19 protein-coding genes are annotated in these 21944 nt (G+C 43.4%); 13 read left to right on the plus strand and 6 right to left on the minus strand.

Features of this window, described 5'->3' with window-relative positions:
• Positions 1-138 precede the first annotated feature (138 nt).
• From trmD to argH, 6 genes are all read left to right on the plus strand, one after another.
• Positions 139-864 (plus strand): tRNA (guanosine(37)-N1)-methyltransferase TrmD, encoded by a 726-nt coding sequence (trmD, locus tag H6G97_RS00315; protein ID WP_190938767.1) that lies wholly within the window; start codon positions 139-141, stop codon positions 862-864.
• Positions 865-905: 41 nt separating this feature from the next.
• Entirely contained in the window at positions 906-1391 is a 486-nt protein-coding gene (gene ispF / locus H6G97_RS00320) for a 2-C-methyl-D-erythritol 2,4-cyclodiphosphate synthase (protein WP_190938768.1), read from the plus strand.
• 63 nt (positions 1392-1454) lie between these two features.
• The gene (locus H6G97_RS00325) at positions 1455-3248 is read left to right on the plus strand and encodes an ABC transporter substrate-binding protein (RefSeq protein ID WP_190938769.1); all 1794 of its coding nucleotides are present in this window, start codon (positions 1455-1457) and stop codon (positions 3246-3248) included.
• Positions 3249-3328: 80 nt separating this feature from the next.
• Entirely contained in the window at positions 3329-4117 is a 789-nt protein-coding gene (larB, locus tag H6G97_RS00330) for a nickel pincer cofactor biosynthesis protein LarB (RefSeq protein WP_190938770.1), read from the plus strand.
• A 105-nt stretch (positions 4118-4222) separates the two neighbouring features.
• Positions 4223-4429, plus strand: a complete 207-nt coding sequence (locus H6G97_RS00335) for a hypothetical protein (RefSeq protein WP_190938771.1) — start codon at positions 4223-4225, stop codon at positions 4427-4429.
• Positions 4430-4517: 88 nt separating this feature from the next.
• Entirely contained in the window at positions 4518-5903 is a 1386-nt protein-coding gene (argH, locus tag H6G97_RS00340) for an argininosuccinate lyase (protein WP_190938901.1), read from the plus strand.
• A gap of 161 nt (positions 5904-6064) precedes the next feature.
• Here the strand turns inward: argH and H6G97_RS00345 are convergent, their stop codons facing one another.
• Positions 6065-6229 carry a hypothetical protein gene (locus H6G97_RS00345; protein WP_167407613.1) on the minus strand — a complete coding sequence of 55 codons (165 nt, stop codon included), beginning with the start codon at positions 6227-6229 and terminating at the stop codon, positions 6065-6067.
• Positions 6230-6831: 602 nt separating this feature from the next.
• Here H6G97_RS00345 and H6G97_RS00350 point away from each other — a divergent pair.
• Both H6G97_RS00350 and H6G97_RS00355 read left to right on the plus strand, forming a co-directional pair.
• Complete coding sequence (locus H6G97_RS00350; RefSeq protein ID WP_190938772.1) at positions 6832-7326, plus strand: NUDIX hydrolase; 495 nt, start codon at positions 6832-6834, stop codon at positions 7324-7326.
• 98 nt (positions 7327-7424) lie between these two features.
• A complete protein-coding gene (locus tag H6G97_RS00355; RefSeq protein WP_190938773.1) occupies positions 7425-8267 on the plus strand; it encodes an alpha/beta fold hydrolase in 843 nt (280 codons plus the stop codon).
• A gap of 108 nt (positions 8268-8375) precedes the next feature.
• Here H6G97_RS00355 and H6G97_RS00360 read toward each other — a convergent pair whose 3' ends face one another.
• Positions 8376-9212, minus strand: a complete 837-nt coding sequence (locus tag H6G97_RS00360) for a pantothenate kinase (RefSeq protein WP_190938774.1) — start codon at positions 9210-9212, stop codon at positions 8376-8378.
• 110 nt (positions 9213-9322) lie between these two features.
• Between H6G97_RS00360 and H6G97_RS00365 the strand changes: the two genes are divergently transcribed.
• Together H6G97_RS00365 and H6G97_RS00370 are read left to right on the plus strand one after the other, a co-directional pair.
• Positions 9323-11047 carry a diflavin flavoprotein gene (locus tag H6G97_RS00365; RefSeq protein ID WP_190938775.1) on the plus strand — a complete coding sequence of 575 codons (1725 nt, stop codon included), beginning with the start codon at positions 9323-9325 and terminating at the stop codon, positions 11045-11047.
• Between the two features lie 133 nt (positions 11048-11180).
• The gene (locus H6G97_RS00370) at positions 11181-12893 is read left to right on the plus strand and encodes a diflavin flavoprotein (protein ID WP_190938776.1); all 1713 of its coding nucleotides are present in this window, start codon (positions 11181-11183) and stop codon (positions 12891-12893) included.
• A 153-nt stretch (positions 12894-13046) separates the two neighbouring features.
• Here the strand turns inward: H6G97_RS00370 and H6G97_RS00375 are convergent, their stop codons facing one another.
• On the minus strand, positions 13047-13295 hold the full coding sequence (locus H6G97_RS00375) for a type II toxin-antitoxin system HicB family antitoxin (RefSeq protein ID WP_199349207.1): 249 nt from the start codon (positions 13293-13295) through the stop codon (positions 13047-13049).
• Between the two features lie 80 nt (positions 13296-13375).
• Positions 13376-15049: a bifunctional 3,4-dihydroxy-2-butanone-4-phosphate synthase/GTP cyclohydrolase II gene (ribBA, locus tag H6G97_RS00380; RefSeq protein ID WP_190938777.1), complete on the minus strand. Its 1674-nt coding sequence runs from the start codon at positions 15047-15049 to the stop codon at positions 13376-13378.
• Positions 15050-15346: 297 nt separating this feature from the next.
• Here ribBA and argC point away from each other — a divergent pair, with 297 nt between their 5' ends.
• On the plus strand, positions 15347-16405 hold the full coding sequence (gene argC, locus H6G97_RS00385) for an N-acetyl-gamma-glutamyl-phosphate reductase (protein ID WP_190938778.1): 1059 nt from the start codon (positions 15347-15349) through the stop codon (positions 16403-16405).
• Positions 16406-16479: 74 nt separating this feature from the next.
• On the opposite strand, the gene eno is transcribed toward argC, so the two are convergent.
• Entirely contained in the window at positions 16480-17769 is a 1290-nt protein-coding gene (gene eno, locus H6G97_RS00390; RefSeq protein ID WP_190938779.1) for a phosphopyruvate hydratase, read from the minus strand.
• A gap of 258 nt (positions 17770-18027) precedes the next feature.
• Between eno and gloA the strand changes: the two genes are divergently transcribed.
• The gene (gloA, locus tag H6G97_RS00395) at positions 18028-18462 is read left to right on the plus strand and encodes a lactoylglutathione lyase (RefSeq protein ID WP_190910078.1); all 435 of its coding nucleotides are present in this window, start codon (positions 18028-18030) and stop codon (positions 18460-18462) included.
• 155 nt (positions 18463-18617) lie between these two features.
• On the opposite strand, the gene H6G97_RS54635 is transcribed toward gloA, so the two are convergent.
• A complete protein-coding gene (locus H6G97_RS54635; RefSeq protein ID WP_277883234.1) occupies positions 18618-18746 on the minus strand; it encodes a hypothetical protein in 129 nt (42 codons plus the stop codon).
• 328 nt (positions 18747-19074) lie between these two features.
• On the opposite strand from H6G97_RS54635, the gene clpB reads away from it, so the two are divergent.
• Positions 19075-21717, plus strand: a complete 2643-nt coding sequence (gene clpB, locus H6G97_RS00400) for an ATP-dependent chaperone ClpB (protein WP_190938780.1) — start codon at positions 19075-19077, stop codon at positions 21715-21717.
• Positions 21718-21944: the final 227 nt, after the last annotated feature.

Raw genomic sequence — 21944 nt, forward strand, 5'->3', positions numbered from 1 at the left:
AATCCCATCTAAAATCCAAGAGGTCTGGTAGTTTTAGATACTATTGATAAAGTTTAACTGGAGTTTGACCCGACCTTGACTTGCTGATGTTTGCTAGACATTCAAATTTAAGATTAGTGTCCTCGAATACGAATAACTGTGCGCTTTGATATAGTTACGCTTTTTCCTGACTGTTTTAACTCTGTTCTCAATTCTGGTTTGCTGGGTAAAGCCTTAGCTAAACAGATTGCCGAAGTGCATCTGGTTAACCCACGAGACTTTGCCACTGACAAGCACCGAAAAGTAGATGATGAACCCTACGGCGGCGGTGTGGGGATGCTAATGAAGCCAGAACCTATTTTTACCGCCGTGGAGTCGCTGCCGATTCTACCCCGAAGAGAAGTAATTTTGATGAGTCCACAGGGTCAAACGATTAATCAACCTCTTTTGAAAGAATTGGTGACAAATTATGACCAGTTAGTAGTTATTTGCGGGCATTACGAAGGAGTGGATGAGAGGGTGTTACATTTGGTAACTCGTGAAGTATCTTTAGGCGATTTTATTCTCACTGGCGGCGAAATTCCAGCAATGGCTTTAATTAATGGCGTAGTGCGGTTAATACCAGGAACAGTGGCTAAAACTGAGTCGCTAACAGCAGAAAGTTTTGAGGAAGGGTTGTTGGACTATCCCCAATACACTCGTCCTGCCAATTTTCGCGGCTTGAAAGTGCCTGATGTCTTGCTCAGTGGGAATCATGCAGCGATCGCCCGGTGGCGTTATGAACAACAAATTCAAAAAACTCGCGATCGCCGCCCTGATCTCTTGGAGAAATGGAAGCAGGGGGCAGGGGGAGCAGGGGAAGCAGGGGGAGCGGGGAGAAAATAATAATTCCTGACCAATGACCAATGACCAATGACAAATGACAAATGACAAAAATTCGTATTGGTAACGGCTACGATATTCACCAATTAGTGAGCGATCGCGCTTTGATTTTAGGTGGAATTAAAATTCCCCATGAACTGGGTTTATTAGGACACAGTGACGCTGATGTGTTAACGCACGCAATTATGGATGCCATGCTTGGGGCATTATCCTTGGGTGATATTGGCCATTATTTTCCGCCTAGCGATCCCCAATGGGCAGGAGCAAATAGTTTAGTACTATTAAATCAAGTACATCAACTGATTCGGGATCGAGGCTGGCAGGTGGGAAATATCGACTCGGTGGTAGTAGCAGAACGCCCAAAATTAAAGCCGCATATTAACAATATGCGCGACAAAATAGCGGCGGTTTTAGAATTAGAACCAAATCAAATTGGCATCAAAGCTACCACCAACGAAAAATTAGGCCCCGTTGGACGCGAAGAAGGTATATGTGCTTATGCTGTCGTCTTACTAGTTGCTTCAGAGTAACTTTTCTTTTAGCCTTTGATAAAGATATTCAAGACTGATTAGGATGGAAATAAATTTGAGATTATGAAATTTTTTAGCAAAATATTTCTGGTAATTAAACGTTTTTGGTTGCCAATAATTTTGACTTCAGCAACAGCACTTACACTTTCCGCCTGCAACCCATCTAACTTCAAAAGTGCAGCTGCTCAAGTGCCGCAAATCGTCACCGCAGTTCTGGGCGAACCTTCAACTTTTAATTATGCTCTAAATGAGTCAGCATATAGTGTTTTTGGTTTTCTCTATGACTCATTGATTAATCAGAATCCCCTAACCACAAAACTAGAACCGGGTTTAGCAGAAGCCTGGGAAGTTTCTGAAGATGGTCAGCGGATTGTAATTACCCTAAGAGAAGGAATTAAGTGGTCAGATGGTCAAGCAATGACTGCTGATGATATTGTCTTTACTTATAACGAAATTTACCTTAATCCTAAAATACCGACCTCACTTAAAGATGCCTTAAAGGTTGGCGATAAAGGCACTTTGCCAAAGGTGAAAAAAATTGATGAGCGTCGGGTTGAATTTAGCATACAAGAACCGTTTGCTCCTTTTTTAAGATATATAGGCGGTATTCCAATTATGCCAGTTCATGCTTTACAAGAAGCAATCCGCACAACTGGAACTGATGGAAATCCTAAGTTTCTCTCAATGTGGGGAACAGGCACTGATCCGAAACAAATTGTTGGTAATGGCCCGTATGTCATGGAAAGTTACGTTTCCAGTCAGCGAGTTATATTTCGGCGTAATCCATACTACTGGCGCAAAGATGCTCAGGGTAATCCTCAGCCTTACATTGAGCGCATTGTTTGGCAAATTATTGAATCTACTGAAAACCAGTTGATTAGTTTTCGTTCTGGTCAGTTAGATGATTTAGAAGTTCCTCCTGAAGGTTTTAGTTTGCTGAAGCGAGAAGAAAAACGGGCAAATTTTGAAATTTATAACGGTGGCCCAGATACAAGTACGACTTTTATTGCTTTCAATCTGAGTAAAGCTAAGAATTCTCAGGGTAAACCTTTCGTAGACCCAATTAAATCTAAGTGGTTTAACAAAAAGGAATTCAGACAGGCTATAGCCTATGCACTCGACCGCGAAACCATGAAAATAAATGCTTTTCGGGGACTGGGTGAACTGCAAAATTCATTTGTTTATGTTAAAACTCCCTACTTTCTTCCTCCAGAAAAAGGATTAAAGGTATATAATTACGAGCCAGATAAATCTAAGAAATTACTGTTACAAGCTGGGTTTAAATATAATGCTCAAAATCAGCTTGTAGATGCTGATGGTAACAGAGTCAGATTTACACTTTTAACGAATTCGGAAAGAAAAGTTAGAGGAGATATGGCATCTCAAATCAGGCGCGATCTCGCTAATATTGGGATTCAAGTAGATTTGCAAATTCTCAGCTTCAATTCTTATCTAGAAAAACTCAAAGTGACGCAGAATTGGGATTGTTACCTGGGAGGATTTGCTGGAGGCGGTATTGAACCTCACAGCGCTAGCAATATCTGGAGAGTTGCCGGTGCATCCCACGCATTTAATTTAGGGCCACAACCGGGAGCTCCACCCATGATTGGCTGGGAAGTTTCCGACTGGGAAAAAGAAATTGACAGCCTTTACATTAAAGGCGCACAGGTATTGGATGAAAACAAACGCAAGGAAATTTATTATGAATATCAGCGCATAGCCTCAGAACAGTTGCCGTTTATTCATTTAGTAGAAAGGTTGAATCTGCAAGCAGTGCGCGATCGCTTCCAAGGAATTAAATATACTGCTCTTGGCGGCCCATTCTGGAATCTTTACGAATTAAAAGTAACCGATTAGTCATTGGGTATTGGGCATTGGTTATTCATAAAGGACAAATGACAAATGATAAAGGACAAAGGACAAAGGACAAATAACCCATGACCGATGAAAAAACCTTGCGATCGCTACTCGTTGCGGTTGCCAATGGTAAAGTTACGCCAGACACGGCATTAGACTCACTCAAAGACTTAACTTATGAATCTGTGGGTGAGTTTGCCAAAATCGACCATCATCGTCAGCTAAGAACAGGTTTCCCAGAGGTGATTTGGGGCCCTGGTAAAACTCCCGATCAAATTGCTCAAATTATCGAGGTGATGCGCCTCCGCAATCCGGTGGTGATGGCAACTCGCATTGAACCAGCAGTTTATGCCGCGCTGGAATCAAAAGTTAGCGGTTTACGATATTACCAATCGGCGCGAATTTGTGCGATCGCTCCCCCTAGTATCGAACCACAATTTGCGGGTGAAATTGGCATTCTTTCTGCTGGTACTGCCGATTTAGCCGTTGCTGAAGAAGCTGCTGTCACTGCGGAACTTTCTGGTTTTCGGGTACAGCGCCTTTGGGATGTTGGCGTTGCGGGAATTCACCGTTTATTAAGTAACCGCCACCTGATTGAGTCAGCATCGGTGTTGATTGTCGTGGCCGGGATGGAAGGCGCTTTACCTAGCGTTGTCGCTGGTTTAGCGAGTTGTCCTGTGATTGCCGTACCCACCAGCATCGGTTATGGTGCAAGTTTTGGCGGTTTAGCACCTTTATTGACAATGCTTAACTCTTGTGCTGCGGGAGTAGGCGTAGTAAATATCGATAATGGTTTTGGTGCAGCAGTGTTGGCGGGGCAAATTTTGCGGACTGCCGAGAAATTGCGGTTGGCATCGGCTGCATCTTGAGTTAAGACATTGAAGTTACACCCAAGATTTCAGTGCATTATCAGCAATTTATGTAGAAAAAACTGATACTGAAACTTGCCACCCCCAACCTCTTAATCACTCAGTATGAGCCATTACAGCGATTTGATATCTCAGTTATATTGGCATTTGCCTGCAAATTTTACAGATCTAGCCCAAACAATTACTGATCCAGACTTGATGGGTCAGGTTCAAAAGTCTTGGAGCCACTTTATACAAACAGGTCAAGTGTGGGCATTGTTGATTGGTTTAGTCATTGGCTATATGATTCGGAATCTAACTAGCTACGGTTAAAGCAATTTTAGATTTTAGATTTTAGATTTTGGATTTTAGATTGATGATTAATCTAAAATCCAAAATTGATGCCCAATCCCTCATATTTATGACCAAAAAAGAAACTTGGAGCCAGAGGTTTGAATCAGCGTTGCATCCAGCGATCGCTCGTTTTAATGCCAGTATAGGTTTCGATATTGAATTAATAGAATATGACCTAACTGGTTCTCAAGCCCATGCCAAAATGCTCGCTCATACGGGCATTATCTCCCCAGAAGAAGGAGAGCAACTGGTTGCAGGTTTAGAACAAATTCGCCAAGAGTATCGCCAGGGTGAATTTCAGCCTGGTGTCGATGCTGAAGATGTACATTTTGCAGTTGAACGCCGACTGACAGAAATTGTCGGTGATGTGGGTAAAAAGGTGCATACCGCGCGATCGCGTAATGACCAAGTTGGTACTGATACCAGACTTTACCTCCGCGACCAAATCCAACAAATCAGAAGCGAATTGCGGGAATTTCAACGTGTTTTACTAGATATAGCCGAACAGCACGTTGAAACCTTGATTCCTGGCTATACGCACCTACAACGCGCCCAACCCGTTAGTTTAGCTCACCACCTCTTGGCATACTTTCAAATGGCGCAGCGCGACTGGGAACGCTTAGGAGATGTTTATCGCCGCGTGAATATCTCACCTTTAGGGTGTGGTGCTTTAGCGGGGACTACTTTCCCTATTGATCGCCACTACACAGCTAAACTCTTGGATTTTGACGATATTTATGCTAACAGCCTTGATGGAGTGAGCGATCGCGATTTTGCGATCGAATTCCTGTGTGCTGCTAGCTTGATTATGGTTCACCTCAGCCGCCTTGCCGAAGAAGTCATTCTTTGGTCATCTGAAGAATTCCGTTTTGTCACCCTCAAAGATAGCTGTGCCACAGGTTCCAGCATCATGCCCCAAAAGAAAAACCCCGATGTACCAGAATTAGTGCGGGGGAAAACGGGGCGTGTATTCGGTCATCTGCAAGCGATGTTAGTCATTATGAAAGGGCTACCCCTGGCGTATAACAAAGACCTGCAAGAAGATAAAGAAGGTCTATTTGATAGCGTGAACACAATCAAAGCCTCTCTTGAAGCGATGACGATTTTACTCAGGGAAGGCTTACAATTTCGTACCCAGCGTTTAGCAGAAGCTGTGGCGGAAGATTTTTCTAACGCTACCGATGTAGCAGATTATCTGGCAGCACGGGGCGTTCCTTTCCGGGAAGCTTACAACCTTGTGGGTAAGGTGGTAAAAACTAGTATTGCCGCAGGTAAACTCCTAAAAGATTTGAAATTGGAAGAGTGGCAAGAACTACATCCGGCATTTGCAGCAGATATTTATGAGGCAATATCCCCCCGTCAAGTCGTAGCAGCCCGCAACAGTTACGGTGGTACTGGCTTTGTACAGGTAAGCAAAGCACTCATAGCCGCCCGCACTCAAATGGCTCAATAGAAGAAGTGGGGAGTGGGGAGCAAGGAAGAGGAATTTTCCCCTCTGCCCCCACACCCTGCCCCTCTGCCTCTTCTCCATGCCCAAAAATAAATAAGGGCGTACAAATAAATGTGCGCCCTACAAACTAAATAATCCAAATAACAAAGATTTAGGCAGACAGCTTATTCAGTGTCAGCTGCTGCTGCGCCTTCTTCTTCTTCACTCTTTGGTGGTCTTTGTTGGAACCTTCTCTGCATTCTTCCTGTCGTAGTTCGTTTACGAAACTTTCTGGCATACGCCTGGTTACGTAGCGCCTTTTCTTTTTTCGGGTTACGGCGCTTGGCCATGTTCACCTCATTAAATAAACAACAAAAAAAGTAGCAACTAGGCATCACGTAGGCAATATCAGGTACCAATGTTATTGATATACTTGTAGCCTAGTGCAGCAATAAATACGCTTTAAACAGTGTACTAGTCTATCGCATTATACCCTACTCTGTCAATAAAAATTCTAGATTATCCCCGTTAGCTAGACGAAAAATACTTTTTCTTAGACTCCAATCGATTTGACAGATTGTAAATTAGCGAATTAGTTGTTGTTTCTAAAACAAACTAATCTTTTCAAGAAATAATTCACTGGATTCTGACTTCTTATTATTAATATTTTTTTGAATATGGGCTGTAAAACCATCAGTTTATAGCTAGCATTAGACTTGTTAAAACTAGCTATAAACTGATATTTTTCCCAATTTTAAAAAATTTATGTATATCTAAATACAGTGCTTCTATTGAAACTTGATGTTAGTATTAATAATATTCTGCGTAAATCGTGAGAATAAAATCTCAAGCCACAAACATTTTTGTATAAAAAAACTCAACAAAATTTTTATTAGTTGAGCATACATGAGTGGCAAGAGGAGTATATAATAAAACACAAAATTTTTGAAGATTGAAAGTTATCGCTTTTTTTCCGGCAGCTGTGCAGTCCACACGTAGCTTATGGCGTATCGGACAAACAGTATTGGGTATAATATTTCGTCATCCCATTACTGGCACTAGTATCATCCCTATTTTACCTGATGGCCGGATAGTACTAATCCGGCGGCGTGATAATGGTCTTTGGGCATTGCCTGGAGGGATGGTGGACTGGGGGGAAGATATTCCCAATACAGTCCGCCGGGAATTGATGGAGGAAACCGGGCTAGAACTGGTAAAAATTAACCGTTTGGTAGGAGTTTACTCTGCACCAGACCGAGATCCCCGAATCCATTCAATTTGCGTTGTGGTTGAAGCCGATGTGCATGGGACAATGGAGATTAAAGATACCTTGGAAGTCATGGAAATCCAAGCTTTCTCTCCTAGTTTCCTACCTTCAGGACAGATGTCTCACGACCATACTCGGCAGTTGCAAGACTACTTTAATGGCTTGACAACACTGGCATAATAATATTTTTTCATTAGTCATTAGTTATTTCTCAGATTCTAATGACTAATGGCTAATGACTATTTATTATAGTGCTACAAGTTAACTACTAAATTAAAATGGATACACTATTCCGTAACTCCCGGAGAAAGCTCTCTCAAGGGCTACTATTCTGGCGTGAAGCCGGTGAAAAAACTCCTATAATTTTTTTACATGGTGCTTGGAATGAGAGCAGTCAATGGTTATCTGTGATGGAGTCCCTTGCACAAGATTTTCATTGTTTTGCACCTGATTTATTAGGGTTTGGTGAATCAGAAAATCCTAATATCCATCATTCGATAGATTTACAAGTTGAGTGTTTGGCTGAGTTTTTGCAAGCTGTCAAGCTAGAAAAAGTATATTTAGTGGGGCATTCTCTTGGGGGTTGGGTTGCTGCTAGCTATGCTTTAAAGTATCCAGAGAAAGTTGATGCTGTGGTATTGCTAGCACCAGAGGGTGTAGAGATAGCAGGACAAGAACAGCATTGCCGGAAGATGCGGCGATTATTGAATTATCCACCACTAATAGTTAAATTGTTGCGATCGCTAACTCCCTTGACTAAAATCTTGGGTTGGTATGAAAAAATTGCCCAGGATTTGCAATTACGTCAGGAATTGTTGCGTTACCCCATAGCTTGCCAGTTACTCTTCAAACGGCGACAAGCAGAAATTGAGGCGGAATTAGTGCAAAAGCGGCTTTACATGATAGATGTGCCGATTTTTATTTTACAAGGTGGCCAAGATACACCAGATGCTTTAGCTAAAAGTCGGGTTTATGCTCAACTGATGCCGAAAGCCGAGTTAAAAATGATTGCTCATGCCGGAAATGACTTACCAGAATCTTGTGCTGGTGTTGTGGCGATGGAGATTCGGGAGTTTATTCAAGGTATTTTAAAAAGCCATAATTTAAACGAATTAAACTAGCTAATTCAGGGTTTGTTGCCAATCCACTACACATATTCCTTCGTTCTCAAACCGTGATATATGTTTCAAGTTTGTTGGCATAACTTCACTATGGGTAAACTTCTTTCTTTATTTTATTTCATCTGTGCTATCACCCATTACTATTTCGCGCATTCCCAAAAAAATTAAATTTGGTTCTACAATTAAAGGTGCTGCAATTTTAGGATATAAAGTTCGCAGATAATTTAATAATAAAGTGCGATCGCCTCCTTTCATCGCAATTTTCCCATTAGGAAATAATTGCAACCACGCTTCAATAAAATCTTTAATTCCAGCTAATATTGTATAAACTACCCCGCTTTGAATAGCCCCCGTAGTATTGAGAGGAAAACGTGGTGGTAGAGACACAAAATCTTGCATTTCTACTAAGGGTAATTGTCCTGTTTGTTGACCGAGAGTTGCAAATTGCAAACCTAATCCCAGCAAAATTGCACCTCCAACTAAACACTCATTAGCATCCGCAGCAGTAAAAGTTAGCGCTGTCCCAGCATCAATTACCAACATTGGAAAACCCCACGTTTTCCCCGCACCCCACAAAGCTAAAGCACGGTCAATTCCTAATGTAGGATAAACACCTTTGAGGGATACTTGATCTAAGGTAATAACGCGAGTATTTGGGTAAGTTTGCCAAATAGCAGTTTGGCTGGGAACTACGGAGGCGACGAGGAGAGGGCACAGAGGTAGAATGTCTGTTAGAGATTCACCTTGTGGAAAAATTTTCTCTAGTAAATCATTCAGGGTTTGACATTCAGCCAGGTGTTGTATAACAGACTCAGGTAGATGACCGGTATCCCAAGCTGAGTAAAGCGTCTCACCAACAAACAACGCCCAATGTAGCCGAGAGTTCCCAATTTCCAAAGCTAGCCAAATATTATCTGTGTGTTCTGGGTGCTTATGCGGTTTCACACTTTTAATTTTTTTAAGTCAGTTATATGTTTTTTAATAAAAATTAACATTCATCCCGTGTCACAATAAACCTAGAGGAACAAATACTCATTGTGTTAAGGAGGGGAGTTATGGTAGCACTCACCGAAAAAACTGAAAAACGGCTCACCATACAGACTGTGGAAATCGCTCAAGAGACGACGGCTATTCGCTCTCTGGATTGGGATCGCGATCGCTTCGATATTGAGTTTGGTCTGCAAAATGGTACCACCTATAACTCGTTTCTCATCCGTGGGGAGCAGACTGCCTTAGTTGATACCTCCCACGAAAAGTTTCGTCAACTATACTTCGATACGCTCACCGGATTAATCAAGCCAACAGATATTGATTATTTGATTATCAGCCACACTGAGCCAGACCATAGCGGTTTAGTTAAAGATTTGCTGCTTATGGCTCCAGAAATAACCGTTGTCGGTTCTAAGGTGGCGATTCAGTTTCTCGAAGATTTCGTACATCAGCCATTTAAACGGCGGATTGTGAAAAATGGTGATCGCTTAGATTTGGGTAATGGTCATGAATTTGAATTCGTGATTGCTCCAAATTTACACTGGCCAGATACCATTTTTAGCTTCGATCATAAAACCAAAACTCTCTATACCTGCGATGCTTTTGGGTTGCACTATTGCTCAGATAGCACCTTTGATGAAGACTTGGCAGCGATCGAAGAAGACTTTCATTACTACTACGATTGCTTGATGGGGCCGAATGCTCGGTCAGTTTTATCTGCCCTGAAACGAATGGGTGAACTGAAAACCATCGATATGATTGCCACAGGACACGGGCCATTGTTATCTCACAATGTTGAGGAACTAGTTGGACGTTACCGTACTTGGAGCCAAAGCCAAAGCAAGCCAGAAACGGCAGTTGGAATATTTTACGTTTCCGAATACGGGTATAGCGATCGCCTCGTGCAAGCAATTGCCAACGGTATCGGTAAAACTGGTGTCGCCGTGGAAATTGTCGATTTGGGATCTGAAGTCGATTTACAAGAACTGCGGGAACTAGTTAGCCGTTGTGCTGGGCTAATCGTTGGTCTACCTCCGGCTTCTGGCGCTGCTAGCATCCAATCTGCACTCAGCACAGTTTTAGGATCTGCCAAAGAAAAGCAAGCTATCGGCGTATTTGAAACCGGCGGTGGTGATGATGAGCCGATAGATCCTTTGGTAAGTAAATTCCGCAATTTGGGTTTGGCAACAGTTTTTCCACCAATTCGGATTAAAGAAACACCCACAGAAAATACCTACAAGCTGTGTGAAGAAGCGGGTACTGACTTAGGGCAATGGGTAACACGCGATCGCAGCATCAAAGCCATGAAATCCCTTGGTGCTGACTTAGATAAAGCATTAGGTAGAATCAGCGGCGGACTGTATATTATTACTGCCAAAAAAGGCGATGTATCCAGTGCGATGTTAGCCTCCTGGGTTGCTCAAGCTAGCTTCAAACCCTTGGGATTTTCTATTGCAGTAGCCAAAGATCGGGCAATTGAATCACTCATGCAAGTAGGCGATCGCTTTGTTCTCAACGTCTTAGAAGAAGGCAATTTTCAACCACTCATGAAACACTTTTTAAAGCGGTTCGCCCCTGGTGCAGATCGCTTTGAAGGTGTGAGAACCCAGCCAGCCGAAAATGGTGCGCCTATCCTTAACGATGCCCTCGCTTACATGGAGTGCGAAGTCGTCAGTAGAATGGATTGTGGCGATCACTGGGCAGTATACAGCAATGTCTACGCCGGACGGGTTTCTAAGCCAGATGCTTTAACAGCTGTGCATCACCGCAAAGTTGGTAATCATTATTAAAGAAGGTACTAGGGGCTAGGGATTGGGGATTAGGTATCAGGAATTAGATATTGGAGATTGAATATTAAGTGTCGAGAATAACTTTCCCAGTCCCCAGCCTCCAGTCCCCAATCCTCTATTCTCCAATAAAGCCATGTCAACAAATAAACCCCGCGATGTTCAAGTTTATCCAATAGCTACAGATACAAGAATACTGCGATCGCGCAGTTGGTCAAGGCTGAGATTTGAAATTGAGTATGCTCTTGCTAAGGGTACAACTGCTAATTCTTATTTAATCGAAAGCGAGAAAACCGCTATTATCGATCCTCCAGGGGAAACGTTTACGCAAATTTATTTAGAAGCTTTACAGCAACGTTTCCATCTCGAAGATTTAGATTATGTAATTTTAGGACACGTAAATCCTAACCGCGCTGCAACTTTAAAAGCTTTGTTAGAAATTGCCCCGCAAATCACCTTTGTATGTTCTAATCCAGGGGCGATAAATTTACGCGGGGCGCTGGAAAATCGAGATTTACAAATTCTTGTGATGCGGGGCGAAGAAACCCTAGATTTAGGCAAAGGGCATAATTTACAATTTATTCCCACCCCCAACCCCCGCTACGCAGATCAACTTTGCACATACGATCCGCAAACAGAAGTTTTGTACTCAGATAAATTATTTGGGGCCCATGTCTGTGGAGATCAGGTATTTGATGAAGGTTGGGAAATATATAACGACGATCGGCGCTATTATTTTGATTGCCTCATGGCTCCCCACGCTCGTCAAGTTGAAACAGCACTGGAGAAACTAGCTGATTTCCCCGTGAGAATGTATGCCACTGGACACGGGCCTTTGGTACGCTATGGCTTAATTGACCTGACCAAAGCTTATCGAGAATGGAGTCAACAACAAACTTCTGCTGACTTGACAGTAGCCTTGATTTATGCGTCAGCTTATGGAAATACAGCCACATTAGCCCAAGCGATCGCTCGTGGCATCACCAAAGCTGGTGTTGCTGTAGAATCGATTAACTGTGAATTTACTGAACCAGAAGAAATCCGGGCGGCTGTAGAGAAAGCCGGTGGTTTCATCATCGGTTCTCCTACCCTCGGCGGTCATGCACCTACACCCGTGCAAACAGCTTTAGGAATTGTGTTATCTACGGCTACAAACAATAAACTCGCTGGTGTTTTTGGTTCCTTTGGCTGGAGTGGGGAAGCAGTTGATTTAATTGAGGGTAAATTAAAAGATGCTGGCTATCGGTTTGGTTTTGATACCATCCGCGTCAAATTCAAGCCCGACGATACCACCTTACAATTATGTGAAGAAGCTGGAACCGACTTTGCCCAAGCACTAAAGAAAGCTAGAAAAGTGCGATCGCCAAGTCAACCTGCTACTAATGTAGAACAAGCAGTTGGTCGGATTGTCGGTTCTCTTTGTGTTCTCACAGCTAAAGAAGGCGATCGCTCCAGTGCTATGTTAGCTTCTTGGGTATCTCAAGCTAGCTTTAGTCCACCTGGTTTAACCATCGCCGTTGCTAAAGAGCGTGCAGTAGAAACACTGATGCATACGGGAAACAAATTTGTCCTTAATATTCTTAAAGAAGGGAATCACTTGGGATTGATGAAGCACTTCCTCAAACCCTTTGGCCCAGGACAAGACCGATTTGCTGATGTCGCCGCCGAAGAAGCTGAAAACGGTTCTCCTATACTTACAAATGCTCTAGCATATCTTGAATGTTCCGTACAAAACCGGATGGAATCTGGCGACCACTGGCTAGTTTATGCCACTGTCGAGAATGGCAAATTGTTAGATACTGATGGCGTTACAGCCGTGCATCATCGTAAGTCGGCAACTCATTATTGATCTTATACAGAAAAATTCCGCGTAATCACCCATAAAGGGTAGTTACGCAGAAAAAATGTATAATTTGGAACCATGAGATTGATATGCTTTGAAAAGCAAATGGTGTATTTAAATTCCCAAATGATTTAGGTATGTCTACTGGGAATTTAACCATTAAATAGGAACCTTAGGTTCCGCCACAAAAGCTTCTAGAACTGATGATTCCTCTTCTAAAACCTCTTGACCAAATATCTCTATATGGTAGTTGATGGCAGATTTAATATCAGCTAGTGCTTCTTCATAGCTGTCACCTTCGCCAACTACAACCCCCTTGATACCCAAAGGGTAGGCTACGTAACCGTCATTATCTTTTTCAACAATAATTTTGATTGCTCTCGTTGGTTTTTGCTGTAGTCTGGTCACAAGCGGGGTATATTGCGATATAATTTCTTACGAAAAAAAATGACACGAACACCTAACGCTCCGCTACATATAGTGTGTGGCTATTTGCTAAAGCTGTAAATTTGCTGCGTTTCCAAGCGATCGCTAATCGATGAAGGCAGTGTACCATCCGCGAATGTCTGCCGATCTAGTTGGACTTGTAAATTACTCAAAGGATCGCAACCAGAAGAAATCAGAAATTCTAGTTTCTGGATGTATGGTAAAGTTGCCAGTTCATCCAGAATTTTGAAGATAGCCTGTATATAAGGATGACTACTTTGCTGATACCAATCACAGCTAGCAACTTTTGCTTGATCAAAACCCAAGTGTACTGTTAAAGATGGCTCGTCAAATATAGCGATCGCTAAGGGACGCGCTTCTTCTTGCAACAATAAATCATTACTTCTCCCTAAGTGCCGCAATTTTTCTAACCGTTCATAACGTTCCGTCACAACTTCCGGGTCATCTTGCCAGTGGATTGCTACTGTCACCAGATAAGTCTGTAACAGCATGTGACCCAGCTTTTTCGCCTTTGTTGCCAAATAATAAGAATTGTAGTCAGTTGCCTCAATTAACAATGGCAAGCGATCAACTACTTCCAACCCATAGCCCTTGACTCCAGCAATTTTGCGGGGATTATTGGTAATCAGGCGAATCTTTTTGATGCCCAAATCCATCAGCATTTGTGCTCCCATCCCGTAGTCTCGCAAGTCGGCGGGAAATCCTAAACGCTCATTAGCTTCTACTGTATCCAGTCCCATATCCTGTAACGAGTAGGCTTTCAACTTGTTAATCAAGCCGATTCCCCGTCCTTCTTGACGCAGGTATACAACTACACCTTGACCAGCAGACTCAATCATTTTCAGTGCTGCTTGTAACTGCATTCGACAGTCGCAGCGTAAAGAACCCAAAGCATCACCAGTTAAGCATTCTGAGTGCATCCGCACCATTACTGGCTCATCTTTGAAGTTTGCCGGATCGCCCTTGACAATTGCAACGTGTTCTGTATTATCCAGAGTATGGCGGTAGGCGTAAATTTCAAACTGACCGAATTCACTAGGCAGTTTGGTAACAACCTCTCGATACACTAGGCGATCGTGCTGTAAGCGATAGCTGATTAAATCCGCAATACTAATAATTTTTAAATTGTGACGTCTAGAATATTCAATTAACTGCTGCAACCGCGCCATTGAACCATCGGAGTTTTGAATTTCACAAATTACCCCTGCTGGATATAGCCCTGCGAGTCGAGCTAAATCCACAGCCGCTTCTGTATGTCCTGCGCGTTTGAGTACACCTCCAGCCTTAGCCCGAATGGGAAAAATATGACCAGGACGACGTAAATCGGTAGGTTTTGTGGCTGGGTTGAGAGTAACTTGAATAGTACGGGCGCGGTCTTCTGCTGAGATGCCTGTGGAGACACCCAATTCTGGCCCAGCATCAATACTGACAGTAAAGGCAGTTTGGTTAGTATCTGTAATGTTACTTACCATCAAGGGTAAGTCTAGTTCGTCTAGGCGATCGCCTGTCATTGCCAAACAAATCAGTCCTCTAGCTTCCACCGCCATGAAATTAATCGTGTCGGGCGTAGCAAATTGGGCAGCACAAATTAAGTCGCCTTCATTTTCTCTATTTTCATCATCTACCACTACAATGACGCGACCAGATTTTAGGTCTGCTAAAGCGGCATCAATCGAATCAAATTTAAAAGCTTGGGTAGTATTAGGCTGTGACACAGAAAGATTTCCAGCTACCAACGTAAATTTTTTTAACAATTTCTTCTTTTTGATTGTAGCTCCTTTATAAGGCAGAGAAGTAGACTAGCAATGATTTGATAAAGTGGCAAAAATTTTTGCCATCATAAAGTGCAGCGACAGTATAAAGATGAGGGGTATGAGGGAGATGAAAAAGAATTTACTTCCCCGACTCCCCCATCTCCCTGTTTGGGGCGTTTTGTACGCTGTGCGTCTAGTGGCTGATATTGTTGATAGCTGAGAACGAATTAACTATTCATGGGATAAGGATTTCAGATCATGGGCAAATTTAGACGCGTACCCGTTGGGATTGTTGGCGCGTCGGGCTATGGCGGAGTACAGTTAGTACGACTACTGATGGATCATCCAGAAGTTGAACTGGTTTATTTAGGAGATGAAAGCAGTATTGGGAAATCCTTCGGTGATCTTTACCCGCATCTGGCTCATGCAACTAACCTGTTAATAGAAGCGGTAGAACCAGAAATAATTGCTCACCGTTGTGAAGTAATTTTCCTGTCTTTACCAAATGGTCTGGCTTGCCAAATTGCGCCCAAACTATTAGAAAAAGGATGTAAAGTAATAGATTTGAGTGCAGACTATCGATTCAGTAATTTGACAACTTATACAAATTGGTATGGCACTGAGAGAAGCGATCGCGCCATTGCAGCTACAGCAGTTTATGGATTACCAGAACTTTATCGCGATCGCATTGCCGAAGCTCAACTCATTGGCTGTCCTGGTTCCTATCCCACTGCTAGTCTCCTTGCACTTTCGCCACTTTTAAAGCAAGGTTTAATCGTGCCAGAAACAGCTATTATCGATGCCAAGTCTGGTACATCTAGCAGTGGCCGGCAACCTCAAACCAACTTATTATTAGCTGAAGCAGACAACTCCATAGCAGCTTTCAATGTTGGTCGTCACCGTCATACCCCAGAAATTGAGCAGATTTGCAGTGACTTAGCTGGTCACGAACTCATGATCCAATTTACGCCACACCTGATCCCAATGGTACGCGGTATTTTGGCAACGGTATATGCCACAATGCGCGATCCTGGTTTAGTGCGAGATGATTTAATCACTATTTTCTCAGCCTTCTACCGCAATTCTCCTTGGGTTAAAGTCTGCGATAGCGGCATTTACCCCCAAACCAAATGGGCTAACGGCAGCAATCTTTGTTATATCGGTGTAGAAGTCGACCCGCGTACAGGTCGCGTGATTGTTATGTCAGCAATTGACAATCTCATTAAAGGACAGGCGGGGCAAGCAATTCAGTGTCTAAACCTGATGATGGGCTGGGATGAAACCTTGGGGTTGCCCAAATTGGGATTTTATCCTTAATTAGGGGAAAGGGGATAGGGTACAGGGGACAGAATATCTCTGTAACCTATCACCTGTAACCTATGTCCTATTTTCTACTTAGGCCCTAACGCCACAGCACCAGCATAAACGGCGCGATCGCCTAGTTCATCTTCAATTCGCAGCAAGCGATTATATTTTGCTACTCGTTCGCTGCGACACAGAGAACCTGTCTTGATTTGACCGGCACGGGTTGCTACGGCTAAATCAGCGATCGTTGTGTCTTCTGTTTCACCAGAACGATGGCTAATTACTGAACGGATACCGTTGCGAGTTGCCAAATCAATCGTTTCCAAGGTTTCGGTGAGAGAACCAATTTGATTGAGTTTTATCAAAATGGCATTAGCGGCTTTTTCCTGGATGCCTCTTTGCAAGCGAGTGGCGTTAGTTACAAATAAGTCATCCCCTACCAACTGCACCCGCGAACCTAACTTTTGGGTGAGTAATTGCCAACTTTGCCAATCTTCCTCGTGCAAGCCATCTTCAATTGACACAATTGGATATTGGTCAACTAGTTGCCCTAAATAATCAATAAACTCAGCCGGGGCGTGAGGTTTACCATCGTAAACATACTGACCATTCTTGTAAAATTCGCTAGCTGCCACATCCAAAGCCAAAGCTACTTCTTCCCCTGGCTTGTAACCAGCTTTTTTAATGGCAGCAACCAGCAATTCTAAAGCCACCTGATTAGATTCTAGGTTAGGGGCAAAACCGCCTTCATCGCCCACACCAGTCAGCAAACCCTTTTCATCTAACACCTGGCTGAGGGTAGCAAACACCTCTGCACCCCAGCGCAATGCTTCCCGGAAGGAAGTTGCCCCAATTGGGACAATCATAAACTCTTGAAAATCTACGTTATTTGAGGCGTGTGCGCCACCGTTAATCACGTTCATTAACGGCACTGGTAGTAAATTCGCTAAAGGGCCACCCAAATAGCGATATAGCGGAATATCTAGAGATTCAGCACCAGCTTTAGCTGCCGCTAGAGAAACACCCAAAATCGCATTCGCCCCCAAACTGGATTTGTTAGGAGAACCATCTATGGCGATCATTGTCCGGTCTAGGAGTTCTTGGTTGAGGGCATCCAAGCCTAACAATTTTGGCGCAAGCGCTTCTTTGACGTTTTTTACTGCCTTGAGTACACCTTTGCCCCCATAACGGCTTTTATCGCCATCACGCAGTTCATGAGCCTCAAAAGAGCCAGTAGATGCACCACTGGGAACCTGTGCCAATCCAACAACACCGTTGGCTAAATGCACTTCGGCTTCAATTGTCGGTCTACCGCGTGAATCAAGAATTTCACGGGCTGCGATCGCTTCAATTGCAGTATCTAGAAATTTACTCATCTGTACTTTATCCTTTGTTCGAGTGTGTTACGCATACAGTCCATCTGCCTAACCCAATCGCTAGCTTATGCTGTTAAGAGACTTTATTGGCTGAGGTTAAAGAAGATTTCCATTAGATGGATAGGGATCAACGCCAAAAATGGGTAAGAAAATGTTTATCTTGTCTTTTTCCTTGATCGCATTTCTACCTTCAGACTTTGGGCTAGGTAAAATATTGGCAGAGAATAACACTAAATCAATTACAAAGAAAAGGTCAATATGCGATTACTGCATACAATGCTACGGGTGGGCAACCTTGAAGAGTCCTTAAAGTTCTACTGTGAACTTTTAGGAATGAAATTACTACGCCGAAAAGATTATCCAGGAGGAGAATTTACCCTAGCTTTTGTTGGCTACGGCGACGAAAGCGACAACTCGGTGATCGAACTAACCTACAACTGGGGGGTAGAAAAGTACGAATTGGGTAATGCTTATGGTCACATTGCCCTTGGCGTTGATGATATTTACGCTACGTGTGAGGAAATCCGCAATCAGGGCGGTAAAGTTGTCCGTGAACCAGGGCCGATGAAACATGGTTCAACAGTAATTGCTTTTGTGGAAGATCCAGATGGATATAAAATTGAACTGATTCAACTAGGATCTCAAGGATCGGCAGCCAAACAGGAATCACAAGAGCAACTTGTGAGTCAGTAATTCTTATAAGTGAACTACCCTGCCGTAAGACGGACGGAGTTTCCCAATTCATCGGGAACAGCCTCCAGAACTTTGTAGTTCTATTGGTCTAACATTCCCTCCAAGGGCAGGAGTCCTGGTTCCCAAGACCCAAATCTTTCTCTTGCGACACATACCTATCCAGCTTGGTTTTTGCTCACGGCATTGGTGGTCAAGATAATCCAAAGCTTATCAGAAAATTTTGGTGCTTCGTCATACATCCGGTATTGTTTTTGTTGACGCAAAAAAACAATACCGGATGGCAATCCTTAGTCCCCGCTCACAATACCTACCATTAGAGTACATTGTTCGCGTTAGCGTCTGTCTACGACACGCTGCGCGAACGCAGAGAAGGTGGGGACTTCCGCGACACGTTAAATTAGAAAATAGGTAATGGATTAAACTATCGCCAATTACCAATCCAAAATTGCCACTGGAGATACACGCGGATATACGCTGAGAATGTTTGGATAATTAGGGACTGGGGACTAGGCACTAGGAATTAGTAACTAGGTAAAAGTTTTTCCAATCCCCAATATCCAGTCCCCAATGCCCAATCCCTAAACTAAAAATCAAAATTCTAAAATTCTAAAGATGCAACCTACAGATCCGAATAAATTTACTGATAAAGCCTGGGAAGCGATTGTTAAATCTCAGGATATAGTTCGTGCTTATCAACAACAGCAACTAGATGTTGAACATTTAATTATTGCCCTGTTAGAAGAACCCACTAGTCTAGCAATACGTATCCTCGCTAAATCTGAGGTTGATCCAATCCGATTCCAACAGCAGCTAGAAGCCTTTACCCAACGTCAGCCCAAAGTTGGTAAAAGCGATCAGCTTTACCTTAGCCGCAGTTTAGATGTTTTACTAGACCGAGCCGAGGAAGCTAGAGTCAGGATGAAAGACTCCTACATTTCTGTGGAACACATACTCTTAGCCTTTGCTGAAGACGATCGCGTTGGACGAAAGATCCTCAAAGGCTTTAGTGCGGATGCAGCTAAACTAGAAACTGCGATCAAAGCCATTCGCGGTAGCCAAAAGGTGACAGATCAAACGCCAGAATCTCGTTATGAAGCCTTACAAAAATTTGGTAGAGATTTGACAGAACAGGCAAAATCTGGAAAACTTGACCCGGTAATTGGACGAGATGAGGAAATTCGGCGGGTAATTCAAGTATTGTCTCGGCGTAGCAAAAATAACCCTGTATTGATTGGTGAACCTGGGGTAGGTAAAACTGCGATCGCAGAAGCTTTGGCACAGCGAATGGTAAATGGTGACGTTCCCGAATCTCTGAAAAATCGCAAACTCATTTCTTTAGATATCGGTAGTTTGATTGCTGGAGCAAAATTACGAGGAGAATTTGAAGAACGCCTGAAAGCAGTCCTCAAGGAAGTTACAGAATCTAACGGTGACATCGTACTGTTTATTGACGAATTGCATACCGTAGTTGGCGCAGGTTCCACCCAACAAGGGGCAATGGATGCCGGAAATTTACTCAAACCAATGCTGGCGCGGGGAGAACTGCGTTGTATTGGTGCGACTACCCTCGACGAATTCCGCAAACACATTGAGAAAGACGCTGCCCTAGAACGCCGCTTTCAGCAAGTATTTGTCGATCAGCCAACTGTAGAAAATACTATTTCCATTCTGCGGGGATTGAAAGAACGCTACGAAGTGCATCACAACGTCAAAATTTCTGATTCGGCGTTGGTAGCAGCAGCAACTCTGTCAGCACGTTATATTAGCGATCGCTTCTTACCAGATAAAGCCATCGATTTGGTGGATGAGGCAGCAGCACAGTTGAAAATGGAGATTACCTCCAAACCAGCCGAATTGGAAACCATTGATCGCCGCCTCATGCAGTTAGAAATGGAAAAGCTATCATTAGCTGGCGAAGAGAAAGGCATTCCCCAAACGAGAGAACGTTTAGAGCGAATTGAGCAAGAAATTGCCGATTTAACAGAAAAACAGCAAGTATTTAATGAGCAATGGCAAGGTGAAAAGCAGATATTGGAGGCTATAAGCGCCTTAAAGAAAGAAGAAGATGCCCTGCGAGTGCAAATTGAACAGGCGGAACGCGCTTATGACTTAAATAAAGCTGCCCAATTGAAGTATGGCAAATTGGAAGGAGTACAGCACGAGCGCGAAGCCAAAGAAGCGAGCCTTTTAGAAATTCAAAACCAAGGTTCTACGTTGTTGCGAGAACAAGTCACCGAAGCTGATATTGCCGAAATCGTCGCCAAATGGACAGGAATTCCCGTCAATCGCTTGTTGGAATCGGAACGGCAAAAGTTACTACAACTAGAAAGTCATTTGCATCAACGAGTCATTGGGCAAGAAGAAGCTGTAGAAGCCGTAGCAGCCGCAATACGTCGCGCCCGTGCGGGGATGAAAGATCCCTCGCGTCCCATTGGTTCATTTTTGTTCATGGGCCCCACAGGTGTGGGCAAAACCGAACTTGCGCGTGCTTTAGCTCAGTTTCTCTTTGATTCTGATGATGCCTTAGTGCGCTTGGATATGTCTGAGTATATGGAAAAACACTCAGTTTCTCGCCTTGTGGGAGCGCCTCCAGGATACGTAGGCTATGAAGAAGGCGGTCAGCTTTCCGAGACGGTTCGCCGTCGTCCTTACTCAGTGGTGCTGCTGGATGAAGTGGAAAAGGCGCACCCCGATGTGTTCAATATTTTATTGCAGGTGTTAGATGATGGGAGAATTACTGACTCTCAGGGGAGAACAGTAGATTTTCGTAACACTGTTATTGTGATGACCAGCAACATTGGTAGCGAACATATCTTGGATGTATCTGGTGATGATTCCAAGTATGAAACGATGCGGAAGCGGGTAATGGATGCTTTGCGATCGCATTTCCGCCCCGAATTCCTCAACCGCGTCGATGACATTATTCTCTTCCATACCCTAAATCGCACTGAAATGCGGCATATCATCCGTATTCAACTCAAGCGGGTAGAAAATCTCCTCCGCGAGCAAAAAATCTTCTTTGAGATATCCCAAGCAGCTTGCGATCACCTTGTCGAATCAGGCTATGACCCAGTTTACGGTGCGCGTCCACTCAAACGGGCAATTCAGCGAGAAGTAGAAAACCCCCTTGCCACCAAGTTATTGGAAAATACTTTTATCTCTGGAGACACGATTATCATTGACAAAAATGAGAACGGTCTGTCTTTTAGCAAAAAAGCGCTAGTGAAGGTGTCAGTACCACAGATTGCTACATAGCACCTGCTGAATTCCATGAGAGAAAACAGCATCTATAGACGCATTCGCGTAGTATGTCGTAGAGAAGGACACTAAGAAAGAAGTTAAAAGAGTTTAACGCCAATACAGTTCAGTTAAACATTTCTTCCTTCTTTTCCTTTGCGTCCTTTTCCCTTGGCGCTAGCCTCTCCCTTTGGGAGAAGGGGAGACGCTAACGCGAATGCGATTCGTTAAAAAATGAAATTTGA

Origin of the sequence: Nostoc flagelliforme FACHB-838, from assembly GCF_014698065.1 — a bacterium.
In the GTDB taxonomy this organism is placed as follows: Bacteria; Cyanobacteriota; Cyanobacteriia; order Cyanobacteriales; family Nostocaceae; genus Nostoc; species Nostoc flagelliforme_B.